This window comes from Rossellomorea sp. H136 (assembly GCF_056838065.1).
In genome coordinates this window covers 1784661-1800263 of sequence record NZ_CM166371.1, presented here as the reverse complement: position 1 = coordinate 1800263, position 15603 = coordinate 1784661, and the positions used below count along the sequence as shown (strand labels likewise).

The 15603-nt window shown below is 38.6% G+C and carries 14 protein-coding genes and 1 riboswitch; of the genes, 4 read left to right on the top strand and 10 right to left on the bottom strand.

Translation table 11 applies throughout. The annotated features are described in order from the left end of the window. Positions 1-4: 4 nt before the first annotated feature. Positions 5-1030 (top strand): acyltransferase family protein, encoded by a 1026-nt coding sequence (locus tag ACYH0O_RS09100; protein WP_426891505.1) that lies wholly within the window; start codon positions 5-7, stop codon positions 1028-1030. Positions 1031-1367: 337 nt separating this feature from the next. Then, positions 1368-3098 carry a B12-binding domain-containing radical SAM protein gene (locus tag ACYH0O_RS09095; protein WP_482632016.1) on the top strand — a complete coding sequence of 577 codons (1731 nt, stop codon included), beginning with the start codon at positions 1368-1370 and terminating at the stop codon, positions 3096-3098. Positions 3099-3124: 26 nt separating this feature from the next. Here ACYH0O_RS09095 and ACYH0O_RS09090 read toward each other — a convergent pair whose 3' ends face one another. Together ACYH0O_RS09090 and ACYH0O_RS09085 are read right to left on the bottom strand one after the other, a co-directional pair. Next, on the bottom strand, positions 3125-3250 hold the full coding sequence (locus ACYH0O_RS09090; protein ID WP_482632015.1) for a hypothetical protein: 126 nt from the start codon (positions 3248-3250) through the stop codon (positions 3125-3127). After that, positions 3250-3411, bottom strand: coding sequence for a hypothetical protein (locus ACYH0O_RS09085; RefSeq protein ID WP_188048447.1), 162 nt, complete (start codon positions 3409-3411; stop codon positions 3250-3252). Before ACYH0O_RS09085 ends, ACYH0O_RS09090 begins: the two co-directional genes overlap by 1 nt. 164 nt (positions 3412-3575) lie before the next feature. Between ACYH0O_RS09085 and ACYH0O_RS09080 the strand changes: the two genes are divergently transcribed. Then, on the top strand, positions 3576-4100 hold the full coding sequence (locus tag ACYH0O_RS09080) for a CBO0543 family protein (protein WP_482632014.1): 525 nt from the start codon (positions 3576-3578) through the stop codon (positions 4098-4100). 27 nt (positions 4101-4127) lie between these two features. Here ACYH0O_RS09080 and ACYH0O_RS09075 read toward each other — a convergent pair whose 3' ends face one another. Continuing rightward, positions 4128-5480: a TrkH family potassium uptake protein gene (locus ACYH0O_RS09075; protein ID WP_149155304.1), complete on the bottom strand. Its 1353-nt coding sequence runs from the start codon at positions 5478-5480 to the stop codon at positions 4128-4130. A 265-nt stretch (positions 5481-5745) separates the two neighbouring features. On the opposite strand from ACYH0O_RS09075, the gene ACYH0O_RS09070 reads away from it, so the two are divergent. Continuing rightward, positions 5746-5946, top strand: coding sequence for an alpha/beta-type small acid-soluble spore protein (locus tag ACYH0O_RS09070; protein WP_044337619.1), 201 nt, complete (start codon positions 5746-5748; stop codon positions 5944-5946). Positions 5947-6025: 79 nt separating this feature from the next. On the opposite strand, the gene ACYH0O_RS09065 is transcribed toward ACYH0O_RS09070, so the two are convergent. The 7 genes from ACYH0O_RS09065 to ACYH0O_RS09035 form a co-directional block, all read right to left on the bottom strand. Continuing rightward, entirely contained in the window at positions 6026-7186 is a 1161-nt protein-coding gene (locus tag ACYH0O_RS09065) for an anti-sigma factor domain-containing protein (RefSeq protein WP_482632013.1), read from the bottom strand. Further along, positions 7183-7938 (bottom strand): RNA polymerase sigma factor SigI, encoded by a 756-nt coding sequence (gene sigI / locus ACYH0O_RS09060; RefSeq protein WP_482632012.1) that lies wholly within the window; start codon positions 7936-7938, stop codon positions 7183-7185. Before sigI ends, ACYH0O_RS09065 begins: the two co-directional genes overlap by 4 nt. Positions 7939-8137: 199 nt before the next feature. Beyond that, complete coding sequence (locus ACYH0O_RS09055) at positions 8138-9316, bottom strand: hypothetical protein (protein ID WP_482632011.1); 1179 nt, start codon at positions 9314-9316, stop codon at positions 8138-8140. 197 nt (positions 9317-9513) lie between these two features. Next, positions 9514-10305: a TerC family protein gene (locus ACYH0O_RS09050; RefSeq protein ID WP_149155300.1), complete on the bottom strand. Its 792-nt coding sequence runs from the start codon at positions 10303-10305 to the stop codon at positions 9514-9516. 98 nt (positions 10306-10403) lie between these two features. After that, positions 10404-10501, bottom strand: a riboswitch (yybP-ykoY riboswitch). A 63-nt stretch (positions 10502-10564) separates the two neighbouring features. Continuing rightward, a complete protein-coding gene (locus tag ACYH0O_RS09045; protein ID WP_426891512.1) occupies positions 10565-11026 on the bottom strand; it encodes a hypothetical protein in 462 nt (153 codons plus the stop codon). 186 nt (positions 11027-11212) lie between these two features. Next, entirely contained in the window at positions 11213-12301 is a 1089-nt protein-coding gene (locus ACYH0O_RS09040; RefSeq protein ID WP_482632010.1) for an SDR family oxidoreductase, read from the bottom strand. A 124-nt stretch (positions 12302-12425) separates the two neighbouring features. Then, positions 12426-15515 (bottom strand): efflux RND transporter permease subunit, encoded by a 3090-nt coding sequence (locus tag ACYH0O_RS09035; protein WP_482632009.1) that lies wholly within the window; start codon positions 15513-15515, stop codon positions 12426-12428. Positions 15516-15603: the final 88 nt, after the last annotated feature.

Here is a 15603-nt window from a genome sequence, read left to right as displayed (position 1 = left end):
AGATATGAAACAGCGTGACTATTACTTCGACAATGCCAAATTCATTTTGATCTTCCTGGTTGTATTTGGACATTTGATCCGGTCCTATATAGAAAGCGATCCATTTATCCTTTCTCTGTACAAAACGATTTACACCTTCCACATGCCAGCCTTTATTCTTGTGGCAGGGTTTTTCGCAAAAGGATTTTATAAAAAGGGATATATTCAAAAACTGGCGAAAAAATTAATTCTTCCTTACATTGTGTTTCAATTAATCTACACGGTGTATTACTATTTTCTTTATCAAAAATCAACATTTGAAGTCGATCCTCTTAATCCGCACTGGTCATTATGGTTCCTCATCAGCTTATTTTGTTGGAACGCATTATTGTATGTTTTCATCAAGTGGTTTAAGTTAAAGCCCGGCATCGGATTGACAATCGCTTTTTCCATTGGGCTGCTTGTAGGTTTTGCTGATGTGATTTCGAACTATCTTAGCCTATCCAGAACATTTGTTTTCTTTCCGATTTTCTTGATGGGCTATTATTTGGAGAAGGAGCACTTCGAATATTTTAAAACGAGTAAAGCACGTATAGTGGCAGGAACATTATTTATTCTCGTATTTTTAGGAATGTATTTCATCCCTGAATTCTCCGATAAATGGTTACTTGGCTCTAAGCCTTATGGAGACTTCGAAGGGAACAACGCCGTTAGTTTAGCTGTCAGGGCATTTGTTTACATGCTGAACGTTGTGATGATCTTTAGCTTCTTTACCTTTGTCCCTACGAAAAGACAATTCTTCACTAAATGGGGCAAAAACACGCTATATGTATACTTGCTGCACGGCTTTCTTATACGCTTATTCCGGGAAAGCCAGCTGAAGGATACAATAGATCCCACTACGAGTTTATTAATCTTACTCGGTGTGTCATTGGTTCTGACAATGATTTTCTCGACAAAGTTTTTCACAAGCATAACGCAACCGATTGTGGAGTTTAAATCAACCAAGCTCCAGAAACTTCTTTCAAAAAGAGAAATGAAAACAAGATAAACCTCACTAGAAAGGGCTGACCCAATAGCAGACACGGGTCAGTCCCTTTTCATCAGTATCTATTCTCTTAAGGTATATATTAATCATCTTCTACACAATTTTCAAAAAACTATTCATTTTATTATACTATTCGTAACTTTTCCTTAAATTCCTTCTAATACTTACAATAAATTTAAATTCATTCTAGACAAACATTGAGCTTTCTCTCTTCCTTAGATAAAATGATAATCAGTACGGTCTGGATTAGATGTACGAACAACTCGTATATGTTGGAAAATATGGTTTACAATGGTTCACATGGTCCATCAAGTGAGCTTAGTATAAAAGGAGCTTATTTATGAAGAAGGTCGTTTTAAGTACGTTAAATGCAAAATATATTCACACCAATCTTGCCATTCGTTGTCTCAAGGCCTTTGCAGAGCCTGAACATGAGATAGATTTGGCTGAATACACGATTAAGGATCCCACTCTTAACATCGCTAGTGACTTATTCTCGAAAAAACCTGATATTATAGGATTCAGCTGTTACATTTGGAATATCGAAGAGACGATCAAAGTGATCAAGATCCTTCGCAAAATCCTGCCTGAAGTAACCATCGTCCTAGGAGGACCAGAAGTAACCTATGATGTTCCCTACTGGTTGGAGCGCCTTCAAGACGTTGACTTTATCGTTATCGGTGAAGGGGAAGAATCCTTTAAGCAGTTATTGGATGAATTGGATGGCGATAGGGACTTTTCAAAGGTCCATGGGGTGGCTTACTTAGTAGATGGAAAACCGGTCATAAAGCCGCAGCAGAATAAAATTGATTTAAGAGAAGTACCCTCACCGTTTCGCTTTCAAGAAGACCTGCCTCATTTAGGTAAGAGGGTTACGTATATCGAGACAAGCAGAGGTTGTCCCTTCCGTTGTCAATTCTGTCTCTCTTCGATCGAAGTAGGTGTACGTTACTTTGACAGAGAAAAGGTAAAAGATGACATTCGATTCTTAATGAAAAATGGCGCAAAAACAATTAAATTTGTGGATCGTACGTTCAATATCAGCCGAAGCTATGCCATGGAAATGTTTCAATTTCTAATCGACGAACACTTGCCTGGAACCGTCTTCCAATTTGAAATCACAGCAGACATCATGAGACCGGAAGTCATTGAATTCCTGAACGAAAATGCCCCAGCAGGGTTATTTCGCTTTGAAATTGGAATTCAATCAACAAATGACGAAACGAATGATCTTGTGATGAGAAAACAAAATTACTCTAAACTTACAAGAACCGTTACGATGGTTAAGGATGGAGGAAAGATCGATCAGCATCTGGATTTGATTGCCGGCCTGCCTGAAGAGGATTACAATTCATTCCGGAAAACCTTCAATGATGTATTTGAACTGCGTCCAGAGGAACTTCAATTAGGATTCCTGAAAATGCTTCGTGGTACGGGCTTAAGGATTCGTGCCAACGACCATCAATATACGTACATGGATCATTCACCTTATGAGATCCTTGGCAACAATGTATTATCCTTTGATGATATCGTTAGGATCAAACAGGTTGAAGATGTATTAGAAAAGTATTGGAACGATCATCGTATGGATCGGACGATCGAATATCTGGTGACCGAATGCTTTGAAACCCCATTTGATTTCTTCCAACTATTCGGCTCGTACTGGGAAAACCGTGGTTGGTCAAGAATCGGACATCAACTGGAGGATTTGTTTAAAAGACTGCATGAGTTTTTATATACAGAGACAAGTTATAACATTTCGATTATTGAAGGTTTAATGAAACTGGATTATTTAGAGAATCAGAAGTACAAACCAAGAAAGCCTTGGTGGACACATGAACTGACGAAAGAAGAAAGGTCTGCTATTTATCAAACCTTGCTGGCACAACCATCCATCGTAGGTGACGCTTTCACTCGGCTAAACTTAAATGAAAAAGAATTGTATAAGCATACACTCCTTGAAACGATTCAGTCGAAGGATGGACAAGATCAGTATGTATTAGCTTATTTTGAACCAGCCTCAGGTCAATCTACCGTATTTGAGTTTGGCCAACAATCTATTTCACTATAAACAAGAAAAAATGTTAAGCAGTTCGCTTAACATTTTTTCTTGTCTTCTTTTTCTTTTGGCTGTTTTTGAATCACTTCCAGAATCTTAGCGGCATTAACATCTCCAAATTCCTGACCAAACTCTTCACGGGAAGATTGTTTTTTATCCTTCATCAGCTTCTACCCTTCATACCTTGAGAAGAGTTTCTATTCTTTCCCTTCGCAGGATCTTCTCCTTGTGAGAATTCAGCGGAGAATTCTGCTTCTTGCTTATTCTTTAATGGTGTTTGATTGTTCTTTTCAGCAGCATTATACTGAGCTTTACGTTTCATCATTAACTCATCTCCTTTGTAACCTTACTTTCCCCAGCCGATACTCTTTCCATTCCAAAAGAAATATGATATGGGCTGAGAAAGGTATTCCATTACTAGTAGAAAAAATCTGAATAAATGAAGCATTAAACCAAAAACTAAGCAAAAATGCTAAATGAGGATATGAAATGATACTTGCCTTCTTACTTTGTTACATTCTTCTCGGGTGGAAATTCGGAAATTGGAAAGATTTCTATAGCTATTATCCAACTCTACTTTTTTTTATTATTGGTGATTTACTATCCCAATTCCTTTTATATGACTATTCAATGTGGAAGTTCCAAACAATTACACCATTCGGAAATCACATCAACCTGAATCATACGATCATTTCACTATCTAAAATGGTTGTTCAATACACCTCAACTATTTCTATCTTTATCGGCAGGCTCCCCTCAACATTCCGGGGAAAACTAGCATGGATACTATTGTGGACCGGTATTTATGGTGTGACGGAAGGATTATCCTATGTACTTGGGATGATGACCTATCACAACGGGTGGCATTTGGGATGGGATATCCTATTTAATATTATGATGTTCACCGTTCTCATTGTTCATCATAAAAGCCCGATTGTAGGATGGATTATATCCATCCCCATCATTCTCTTCCTTTGGATTTACTTTGATGTACCCTATTCTGTGCTCAAATAAAAAAACGATGCGGCATGCATCGCTTTTTTATCCAATAATGACCCTTTCCTTTGGATAATGATATTTGGTTGTTTTTTCTTTTCCACCTATCATAAACAGGAAAGCGAGTATTCCTACACGACCGATGAACATTAGCGCGATAATGATGCACTTCCCTACAGAAGATAAATCCGAAGTAATCCCTAATGATAAACCTGTTGTTCCAAAGGCCGATGCCACTTCAAAGATTATTTCTATCAGACTGTGATCTTCTGTAATCGTTAAGATAACGACCGACACAAAACACATAAGAACAGCCACCATCGTAACAACAAGAGATTTAATGATGTCCTGTTCATGTACCTCTCTTCTAAAAACCTTAATCGTTTGATTGCCTCTGGCAAAGTGAAATAAGAACAGGATGTTTAATGCAAACGTGGTCGTCCTGATTCCACCGCCAACTGAACTTGGGGATGCTCCGATGAACATAAGCGCACTCATCACCATCAGTGTCGGAGTGGAGAACTCTGCGACATTCATGGTTGCTAGTCCACCACTCCTAGTGGATGCAGACTGAAACAATGAATAAAAGAATGATTCATGCCATGTCATTCCTGCAAAAAATTGATCATATTCGAATAACCAAATAATCAAAGTACCAAATACCAACAACAGCCCAAAAGTAATGGTTGTAATTTTGGTAAACAACGAAAAATGATGTTTACTTCGCTGTTTATTCAATAGATAGTCTTTTGTTTCAATCAATACGGGAAATCCGATTGCACCCAACGTAATTAATATAATGGTAATAAATTGAACAAAATAGTCATTTTTAAATGGGATAAGTGACTGACCAGTGATATCAAAGCCAGCGTTAGTTGTTGCACTTACAGAGGCGAAGAGCCCATGTATGAAAGCTTCCTGCCAACTTGGATAATAACTCAAAAAATAAACCCCTAAAATGAATGCACCTACTAGTTCAATAATAATGATGAGGAGGAGTATTTGTTTTAACAAAAGAACCAAGCCGGACAAATTGGATTGATTTTGATCCAACATAATCAATCGTCGCTCTTTCAAACCAATTTTCTTTCCTACCAAGAGCCAGAAAAAAGTTCCAAGAGTCATGATTCCAATTCCACCGAACTGTAAAACAAATATCAATAAGAAAATCCCTACTGTGTTAAACGTATCCGCAGTACTTACAACCGTTAAGCCGGTTACACTCACGGCACTGACGGAAGTGAAAATAGCATCAATAAAACTCCACTCTGCCCCGGGTTTATGAGCAAATGGTAAGCTCAATAGAATCGTTGCCACTGTTACAGCGATAAGATAGAAGGTCACTATTACTTGAGCTGGAGTCAATTTATTCAAGTTTAATCTAAGTTTATACCACATTTGTGTATTTCCCTTTCAAGGTTATTTCCTTTTCTATCTTAATGAATATGTACGAAGAATGAAAGGAAAAATGGATAATTTCCTATATGTTTATTCTTTCTTTAAGGAATGAAGCTTAAACCACCATGTATCAGTGATTCATCTCCTCACATACAAACTATACAATTCCGGCGAAATATTACCATTCATGTTCGAAGAAATAAGACAAATAATACTACTACAGAAACATAATTGTTTCAAGTCTACTACTAAGGAGGAAACAACCATGGCTAGAAGCAGTAATAAATTACTCGTACCTGGTGTTGAACAATACCTTGATCAAGTGAAATATGAAATCGCTCAAGAATTTGGTGTGACACTCGGATCAGATACTGTAGCTCGCTCTAACGGATCCGTTGGAGGAGAAATTACAAAACGACTGGTTAAACAAGCTCAATCTCAACTTTCCGGACAACAAACTAAATAATATTGGCTTGGGGTAGCTGGATTCACCAGCTACCCCTTATAAATGAGAACGACCCATTTTTGCAAATGGGCCGCGTTTTTTAATCATCTTTATATTTTTTATTATCTTTTCGTTCTTGGTGATCCCTTTTCTCGTCTTCTTTCCTGTCTTGATAATCTCGTCTCTTATCTTCTTTCCAATCGTTATGATTTCGTTTCTTTTCTTCTTTTCTGTCTTGACCTCGTTCATTTTCTTCTTTATTATTTTTGGGACTATTCGATTTTGCATTTCCTCTATATTTGTCTTTATCACGATTAGAATGATCATTGGATTTCCAATGCTGATAATCAGAAGAATTGTTTTTTCGTTCAGTCTGTAAAGCCTTTCCTGGGTTCTTTCCTTGATTTGAATGGGTTTTATCATTTTTTTGAAGTTTCTCAATACCCTCTGGTTTCTGCTTCTTCTCCACTGAACGTAAATCAACCTTTTGATTCTCAACCTTAGAACTCTTCTCTTTCTTTATTCCCTCTTTGAGGACGTCTTCGTCTGTTATCTCTCTTTTTGTATCCTCGACGGGTTTAGGTGTTTCTGTTTTTTCAGTTTCCCGTAATAAAGAGCCTGCAGTCATTCCTTTATCAGAAGCTTCTTCTCTCATTTCCTGCGATGTTTCTTTCACTGTGATGTTCATGTTGTGGTCTGTGGTGTATTCTTGAACAAACTTATTTATTTCAGTAACCAAATCTTCTTCAAGCTGATCATTTGAATCCTCAATAAATGAAGAGGTGATGAGAACATTTTGATTCTCATTTATATATCCCATTTCTTCACATAGAAGGAAGATTTCCTCTGTCACTTCACTTACATGCATGTTTCCCCAGCCATCTAACTCTTCTAGAAGCACTTTGGCATCTTGATTGTAAGGAGTAATCTTTATCACCTGTTGTTTTTCATTCAATGTCAATTCCATACTTGGGTTTATATCGACAGACACATAGGCATATGCCTGGTTACTCTGTAAGAAACCACTTGAAAACAGGGTGAGGACGATGATTATGGCTGTTAATAATGCAGTCGATACCTTCCAATTCCATTTAAAGGATCGTTTGCCCATAGCAGGTTCATGATGCAAAGGAAAGAAAGGAATTTCTTCGCCTATTGTATAATTTTGATTGGGCTGCCTACTTCCCGTCAGAAATTCCCCTTCTGACGTCATCATAACGAGGATATCACGTTTGATTTCCATAATGATCCCTTTTTTCATATCTCTAACCGCCCTTTTAAGTAATCCCGTAAATACACATAATTTCCAATAAGAATAAGAGTAATGGCAATAATATATTTTCTATTTCTCTCAATTGTTTTTCTACTAACGTTAACCTGTTTCTCTAATTTTTTTATGGGTAATCGTTTCTTTTCAAGGAGGTAGTCCAATAATTCTTTGGAATTCACTACCGTATTAGCAATGTCAATGGCATTCAGTCTGGCATCTTCATGCTTAGGTGATTGTTCTACCAGCTCATGGAAGGATAATTTGAAGTGAGAAAGATGTTCTTGGAAAGAGATGATCTCTTCCCGCCTCTTCTTTCCTTCTTGCTGTTTTCCATATTCTTCAACAGAGACGATTTGCTCGATTGTTAAATTTGCGGTCTCATCATCATCCTCAAGCAGACTCATGTCGATGCTCACATCCTGAAACCTTCCGTTCTTTCTGATATAATCTATTACTTTCCGTTTGATGATTACTTCAGAAAAACTGATGATAGATGACCCTCGCTGATGATTATATTTTAAGATAGCGTCATGAAAGGCAATAAGACCGATGCTAAATTCATCATCACTTTCATAGATATATCTTTTGCAGACTGAAGATACCGTTTTTTTTATAAATGGCTTATAGTCTTCCAAGACTATGTTCAGTACTTGTTCATCACCATTTTGTATTAGTATCGCCATGTCTTCAAGCGTTTGTTTTTTCTTTTGTCTGGCTAGTAAAAATAGTAATACATTTAGCATCAGTCTCACTCCATCCTGCACACTATTATACTCATATGATGTTGATTTTAAAAGGATAATAGAGAGGAAGGGGTACTGCTTAAGTAATCTTTCCAGATGCACTCAACCAAGTAAATGGAAAATTACTTTAGGTCCAGTATCCCCTTCGTGACTGACTGTCATTAGAATTCCAACTTATCCTGAAGCTATTGCTCTATACTTAATCTTTATTGTGGCCCTTGCCGTTTTCTTTTCCGCTTTCCCTGTTCTGTCCCTGGTGTTCCTTTTGTTTTGCAGCTGGATGATGTTGTTTCTTTTCTTCTTTAACATCATGTCGAGCTTGTTTTTCCTCGTTTTTCATTTGTTTACGTACTTCTTTACCTTCTTTTTTCACTTGCTTTTGTTGTTGCTTTAATTCTTTTCTCACTTCTTTTTCAACGTGCTGAACTTTTACTGGTGTAGTTTTTTCTGTTTCTTTTTTCACTGTTGGACTTGCCACAGTTTTATTTTCATCTGTGTTTTCATCAATCGTTGTATCGTTTGCTGCTGATTCTTCAACCGGAGTTACAGAGTCATCCTTCATGGATTCATCGGATTCTGTTTCTTCTTGAGCATTTGCTTTTTTCGACGATTTTCCTTCTAGCTTTGCGAGCTTTTCGGCTAATTTCATATAACTTTTTTCAATGTTCTTTTGAAGGGCGGCTTTCGCTTTAGGGTTCTTCACTTTCTCCAGATTAGCTTTAAGAGCAATGATATTTTGTGACATTAATTCTTCCATTTCAGTCATTTCATCGGATTTTTCTTCGGAATCTGCTTCTTTTGCAGTTCCTTCTTCATTACCATCTTTGGTTTGTTCAGTTTCACTGTTTTCCTCTTCAGTATTCGATTCTTCTTCTGTTTCGCCCTCTAACTCTTTCATTGAATCATCGTTAGAAGCTTCTTCATTCTCACCGTGTGGTAATTCTTCTCCAGAGCGTTGAATCATTTCGATGGCATGATTGATTGCTTCGATGGCTTCCTCTTCTTTACCTTCTTCAAATAAAGCTTCTACTTCAGCAAGTCTTTCTGCTGCATACTCAGCTACTAATTTGGCTTCTTCCGCATCATCCATCGTAAAGGCAAGCTTCACTTTCTCTAGAGCAAGCTTAGCAAAATAAAAGAAATCACCAGGAAGTAATGATGGAGTTTCTGTCTTTTCTAATTTTTCAATTTCTGTTTTAGCAGAATCAATCATAGCTTCATCATTCACTGTAACTCCTGTACTGTCCTTTTGCTCAATTGTAACCGTGTCGAACGTTTTTTCATCGTTATTCGCATAAGCCAATGAACCTGAAAAGCTAATAGATCCTGCTACTAATACAGCTAAAGATGATTTCATTAATTTAGAATGTTTTGTCATATGTACACCTCGGAAGTTAAATTTTATTGGTCGATCGATCGCCTTATTAAAGGAGTTACGTTATGCGGATTTTTTTTGAGGGGGTTTATACAAATTTAAATTAAAAAAGTTCTCAAGGAGGTAATGAATGGTAAGGGGGAGGTTCTTATAGTAAAAAAACTAACGTGAATTTTTCTCACGTTAGCTTTCGATTTTTTTTATTCTGCTTTGGCTTCTGCTTTTGTTTCTGCTTTAGCTTCTTCCTGTTTTGCTTTCTTTCTGGATAATAAGTATCCTCCTACCGATAAAAGGATTAATACGGTCCAGAAGACGAGCTTCCATGGCTTTGATTCAGGGAAGTGGTGATCCAGGATCGCCACATCAGGATGAGCCAGCGTAAAGACAGCCAGCTTCACCCCAACCCAACCAACAATTAAAAATGCCGCTGATTCCAATGTAGGATATTTCTCCAATAGTTTCACAAACCATGTTGCAGCAAATCGCATGATCACCAGGCCGATTATTCCACCAAGGAACATGACGATAAACTGACCGCCGTCAATTCCACCGACATCAAACCATCCGGTTGGCTGCAAAGTAACCGCTAAAGCTACGGCAGCTAACATGGAGTCAACTGCAAAGGCGATGTCTGCAAGTTCCACCTTTAATACCGTCGTCCAGAAACCTGAGCCCTTGTTTGACTCTGACTCAACAATTCCCATGTCTTTCCTCTTTTTAACGAAATGATGAATCGACACATAGAATAAATAGATTGCCCCGATGGCTTGAACCTGCCATACATTCACTAAGAACGAAATGAGAAATAGTGCAGCAAATCTAAATACAAATGCTCCTAACAGACCATAAAAGAGTGCTTTCTTTCTTTGTTCTACCGGCAGATGTTTAACCATGACCGCCATAACAACTGCATTATCAGCAGCCAGAATTCCTTCAAGACCGACAAGGATGAGCAGTACCCAACCATATTCCAATAACATTGAAGCATCCATTAATGTAAGTCCCTCCTATTTACACAGTTAGTTTTCCAATAGGCAAGGATTTTTATAAAATAAAAAGACCCTTGCCTAAATAAGGCAAAGGTCTTGCTGAGCATAATCATTATGCCAACAAAGCCGATGGAATAATCCATGAACTGACGACTTTGTTTAGGTATGTCACCTATAGCTACTCCCCTTTGACAGGTAGAAAACGTTTAAGTTGTATAGCCATATCTTACCTCATGAATGACGTTTCGTAAAGAGATAAAACTTAATGGATCCGGATGAGGATTGACCGAATGATCAGCCCAAGTACCACTCCGGGAATCACAAACAACATCGGCAAAAAGATAGGTCCTATAAATTCACCAAATAAATATACCTTCGGAGAGTACATCAAGCCAACTGTCACCATATAAGCAGACATGACAAAAGGTAAAAATATATAAGGCTCTTCCTTGGTTTGAGCAAGTTTATAAGCATCCCACATGGCAAACATATAAAGACATGGATAAAACATCAACCATTGATAATCAATTACAGACGCTGCTTTATGTGTTTCCCCTAAAAAACTATACATAATCCCTTGATTGAAGTTACTTTGAACATTGATGATAATCTCGAGAAGCACAAATAACGTTCCCTTAAACCAAAGTCCAACCAGTAATTGCGGAAAACCAGGGAGTGCTATGCTCCATAGAATTCCTTCTAATTTTGTAATAGAAGTTTTCATGGGCAACCCAGCAATTGGAGATGAAGTATATAAACTATAGGATGTATGTACCGGGTCGGCTCTTGCGTAAGGGAAAATGACATCTCGAGAATCCTCCTATTGATGCTTCTCCCATTATTTTTACCATTTCTCTCCCAATTATTACGAGGATTAAGACACTATCTAACAATCTTCATGAAAACATCCTTAATTAATCTTCACATGTAAATTTTCGTTAGATGAATGTTCAAGATAAAATTCAACCATTTTTTCAATTTGGCTTGAGAGGGTTGGGCATTGAATGTGAGATCCTCTTAAGTCTTCTTGAGCATATTGACAATCGAACCTTCCTTCAAGTGTAAAATAATCAAGCGCTTCACGTTCAACCTTCAAATATCTGCGTACAAACCGAAAGCCCAGTGCCCAATTGGAAATAGATAAGGGAACTCTTCCCCGCGGCTGCTTTTTGTACATATGCCATAGAATCTGTTCATACACTTCCTTTACCGTCACTGGTTGTGGATCGGTAAGATGATAGGTTTTTCCTGTTCCGATTCCTTCGTGGCCGAGGTATATAGAAGCTCGGACGACATATTCTACGGGAACGATATTGATAAGGGCATTTCCTTCTCCGAGAAAGGGTATCCAAGGTAAAAACGATAATCGTTTAAACATATTCATAATAAAATACGGACCATCAAACTTAACTGTCTCACCCGTCTTTGAACTTCCTTTAACGATACCGGGACGGATGATCGTAATCGGCAGGAATTCCTTCAGTTCCGCAACGTATACCTCTGCTTCATACTTTGTCTGTTCGTAAAAATTATTAAAGCTGTCTGGATACTCAAGCTCGTTCTCATAAACTTCTCCTTTACGTGTGCCGGCCACAAACGCAGTAGAGAAATAAACATATCTCTTTAATCGGTGAAGAGTTTTACAGAAAGAATTAACGTGTCGTGTTCCCTCAACGTTTACTTTAAATGCAAGATTTTCAGGCACGGCAAGATCATAGATGGCAGCCAAGTGCCAGACATACTCCACTGTTTCTCGTATTTCACCTATTTTTTCTTCTGACATTCCAAGGTCAGGTTGTGTAATGTCCCCCTTCACTAAAATGAGGTCGGTTCCTTTGTTTCCTGCAAGCTTCCCGGCTAATTCCTCTGCTTCTATAGTGATAGTGTCTAAATGGAGCATGTAGATCGTTGATGCCTTCTCTTGACTAATTAATTCTTCCACAATATTACGACTCAAAAACCCTGGAAACCCCGTGATTAAATATATCCCTTTCTTCATATCGCTTCCCCCCGCCAATGACTTCTTTCAAAATGGGAAATAAAAAAGCTAACCTGCAGTCTAAGATACCTGCTCTTTTAAGGAGGTGACTACTTAGCTGTAAGGTTAGCTCGTTTGATTTTGACTATTCTTTATTACCGTATGCTTCACGATTTCTCTTCATTCTTCTCGTTTCTTTATCAAAGAAGCTATATACTATCGGAATGACATAAATCGTTAACAGTGTACTGCTTATTAACCCACCAATTACGGCTATACCCATAGGCTGATTGATCTCAGTACCTTCCCCGAGTCCGAGAGCAAGAGGTAACAAGCCAAGTATAGTCGTCAATGCGGTCATTAAGATCGGCCGTGCCCGATCTTGAACCGCTTCAACAATACTATCAAAGCTATTGGTTCCTGATTCTTTTCGCTGGTTGATGTAATCGACAATCACAATCGCATTGTTTACAACAATGCCTGACAGGACAATGACACCAATAATCGCTGAAATACTTATAGGTGTTTGAGTTACCGCCAGAGCTATTGCGACCCCGATGACCATGAGCGGCACAGTAAACATAATGACAAATGGATACTTAAATGATTCAAACTGTGCAGCCATGACCATATAGACAAGAACAATTGCGAGTCCAAGTGCAAGTGCCATATCGTCAATGGAGTCTTCCAGTAACTCCCTGTCACCACTGAATGAAACCAAAGTCTCATTCGGAAGTTCCAAAGATTCTATCTTCTCATCCACAGCTTTCGAGATTGTCCCGAGATTGGTGGACGATGAATACTTCAAAGTGAATTGAACTGCATGCTGTTGATCGATTCTTTGTATACTGACAGGACCATCTTCTATCGAAAAATCCACTACAGAATTTAATTGAATATATTTTCCTTGTCCGTTAGGGATCAGTAGTTTCTTCAGAGAGTCCAGATTCTCAGTAATATTACGGTCATATTGGACGAGTACATTTATGACATCAGACGTTTCTGTAACCATTTGTGTCGCCAATACACCTCGTGTTACATCCTGTACAAGGGTGCCTATCTGAGCTGGTGCCAGCCCTTGTTCGAGAGCTTTGTCACGGTTCACTGTCATTTGGACTTCTTTGACCGTTTCCATTTGATCGGTCGTCACTTCTGATACGTTTTTCATACCCTTCAAAGAATTAAATAATGCATCAACAGATTGATCCAATCGATTTGGATCTGTATCCCTTAAATTGAACGTCAGGGTTTGAGGACTAGAACCTGATGTTGACTGAAGGTTAAATGAAATTTCCGATGAATCATTTATGTTTTTCGCAGCTTTTTCTATCTCAGGTTTTACTTCATCTACAAAAGTGAATATGGACCTCCCACGATCTTCTAGAGGCTTCATTTTCACATACACTTCGGCAATATTCCCTTTTGAACTTCCTCTAAAGGACTCTTCCTGGGTTGTACCGACCAGGCTTACAAAAACATCAACATCTTTTTCCTTTTCCAGCCTATCTTCAATTGCGTTTACAACTTTATTCGTCTCTTCCACGGATGCTCCATTATCTAATTCGACTCTCATATTAAAAAAACCTTCATCCGTAGGTGGTAAAAACTGTGTTCCTACCGTCGTTAAGCCAAAACCACCTGCGACCAGAGTGAGAGCCGTAATAAACAGGACGGTGAATCGATGACGAAGGGCCCACTTGACAGACCTGGCAAATGTTTTTCTGCTCTTGGAGCGCCTTCGCTTCGCTTCGAGATTTCCTTTAGGCTTCTTCAATAATCTGCTTGCTAGCATCGGGATGACCGTTAAGGCTACTACGAGCGATGCTAATAAGCTAAAAGAAATGGTCAGGGCAAATTCGGTAAATAATTCACCAAGTAAACCTGAAATAAAGACAACTGGTAAAAACACGGCAACTGTTGTTAAAGTAGATGCCGTAATGGCTCCACCCACTTCTTTAGCTCCGATACTCGCAGCCTCTCTGGGTGTTTTCCCAAGAGAAAGGTGCCGATAAATATTTTCAATTACAACAATGGCATTATCCACAAGCATTCCAATTCCCAGGGCAAGTGCTCCGAGAGTCATGATATTCAAAGCAAAATCAGCAAAGAACATTAAGACAAATGTAACGATGACAGAGTATGGAATCGCCACACCAATGATTAACGGACTCTTTACATTCTTCAAGAATAGAAATAGAACAAGCATGGCAAATGCCCCGCCAATGATTAGGGAATTTGCAATATTTCCTATCGCTTGGGTAATGTAGTCCCCCTGATCAAAGAGAATGTCTGCCTTGATTGATTTGTATTGGTCTTGTTGAAGTAGACGATCCAGTTCATCTTGAAATGCTTTTGAAACAGAAGCTGTGTTTGCGTCGGATTGTTGTAACACACTAAAAAGGATGGCAGATTCTTGATTGGCACGAGTGATCGTATTTGTGTCCTGCTGCTTCTTCTCAACAGCCGCCACTTCCCCAAGGGTAATCCTCTTACCATTTTGAGGATTCACTTGAAGCACCAATTTTTTCAGTTCATCAACGGACTGTAATGCACTCATAACACGGGTGGTTAAGGTTTGTCCATCAGTTTCTATAGTATCCCCAGGTGATGTTACATTACTTGCTCTAATCGTGTTAATAACGTCAGATTGACTTAGACGATTATCTTTAAGTGCTTGTTGATTTAATTCAATGACCACTTCATCCTTGAGTGAACCAGAAACGTTTACATTGGCCACTCCTTCAACCCGGGTTAATTCCAATTTCAAATTCTCAGATAGCGTTTTTAATTTACTTTCCTTACCCTCTTCACGTAACGAGAATTGAATGATTGGAAATTGGGCTGGATCGAACTTAAGAAACCTGGGATTATCCGCCCCATCTGGAAGTGGAGTTTGATCCATTCTTTGAAGGACATCATTTTCTATCTCATCAATGGAAGTTGCCCATGAAAATTCAAGGAGAATGAAGTTTGAGCCTTCCCTGGAAGTAGATTGGATGTTTTTCATTCCTGGTAAAGTTGACAAGCTTTCTTCCAGTGGCTTAGTCAACTTTTCCACCACTTCTTCAGGACTGGCGCCCGGATAATTGGTCACGACGACCCCGACCGGAGGATTGAGATCAGGAATGAGCTTTAATGGGATTCGGAGGAGGGACACTCCTCCAAGAATAAGAATGAGTAGCATTGTGACTATGGTGAATACGGGACGGCGTATGGAAAAATCACTAATTTTCAAACGGGTGCTCCCCTTTCTATATCTATATTGTTCACTACGGTTCGGAAGCAGTTAATGTTAACTATAGTCTCTTCAGGAAAATCCTTCA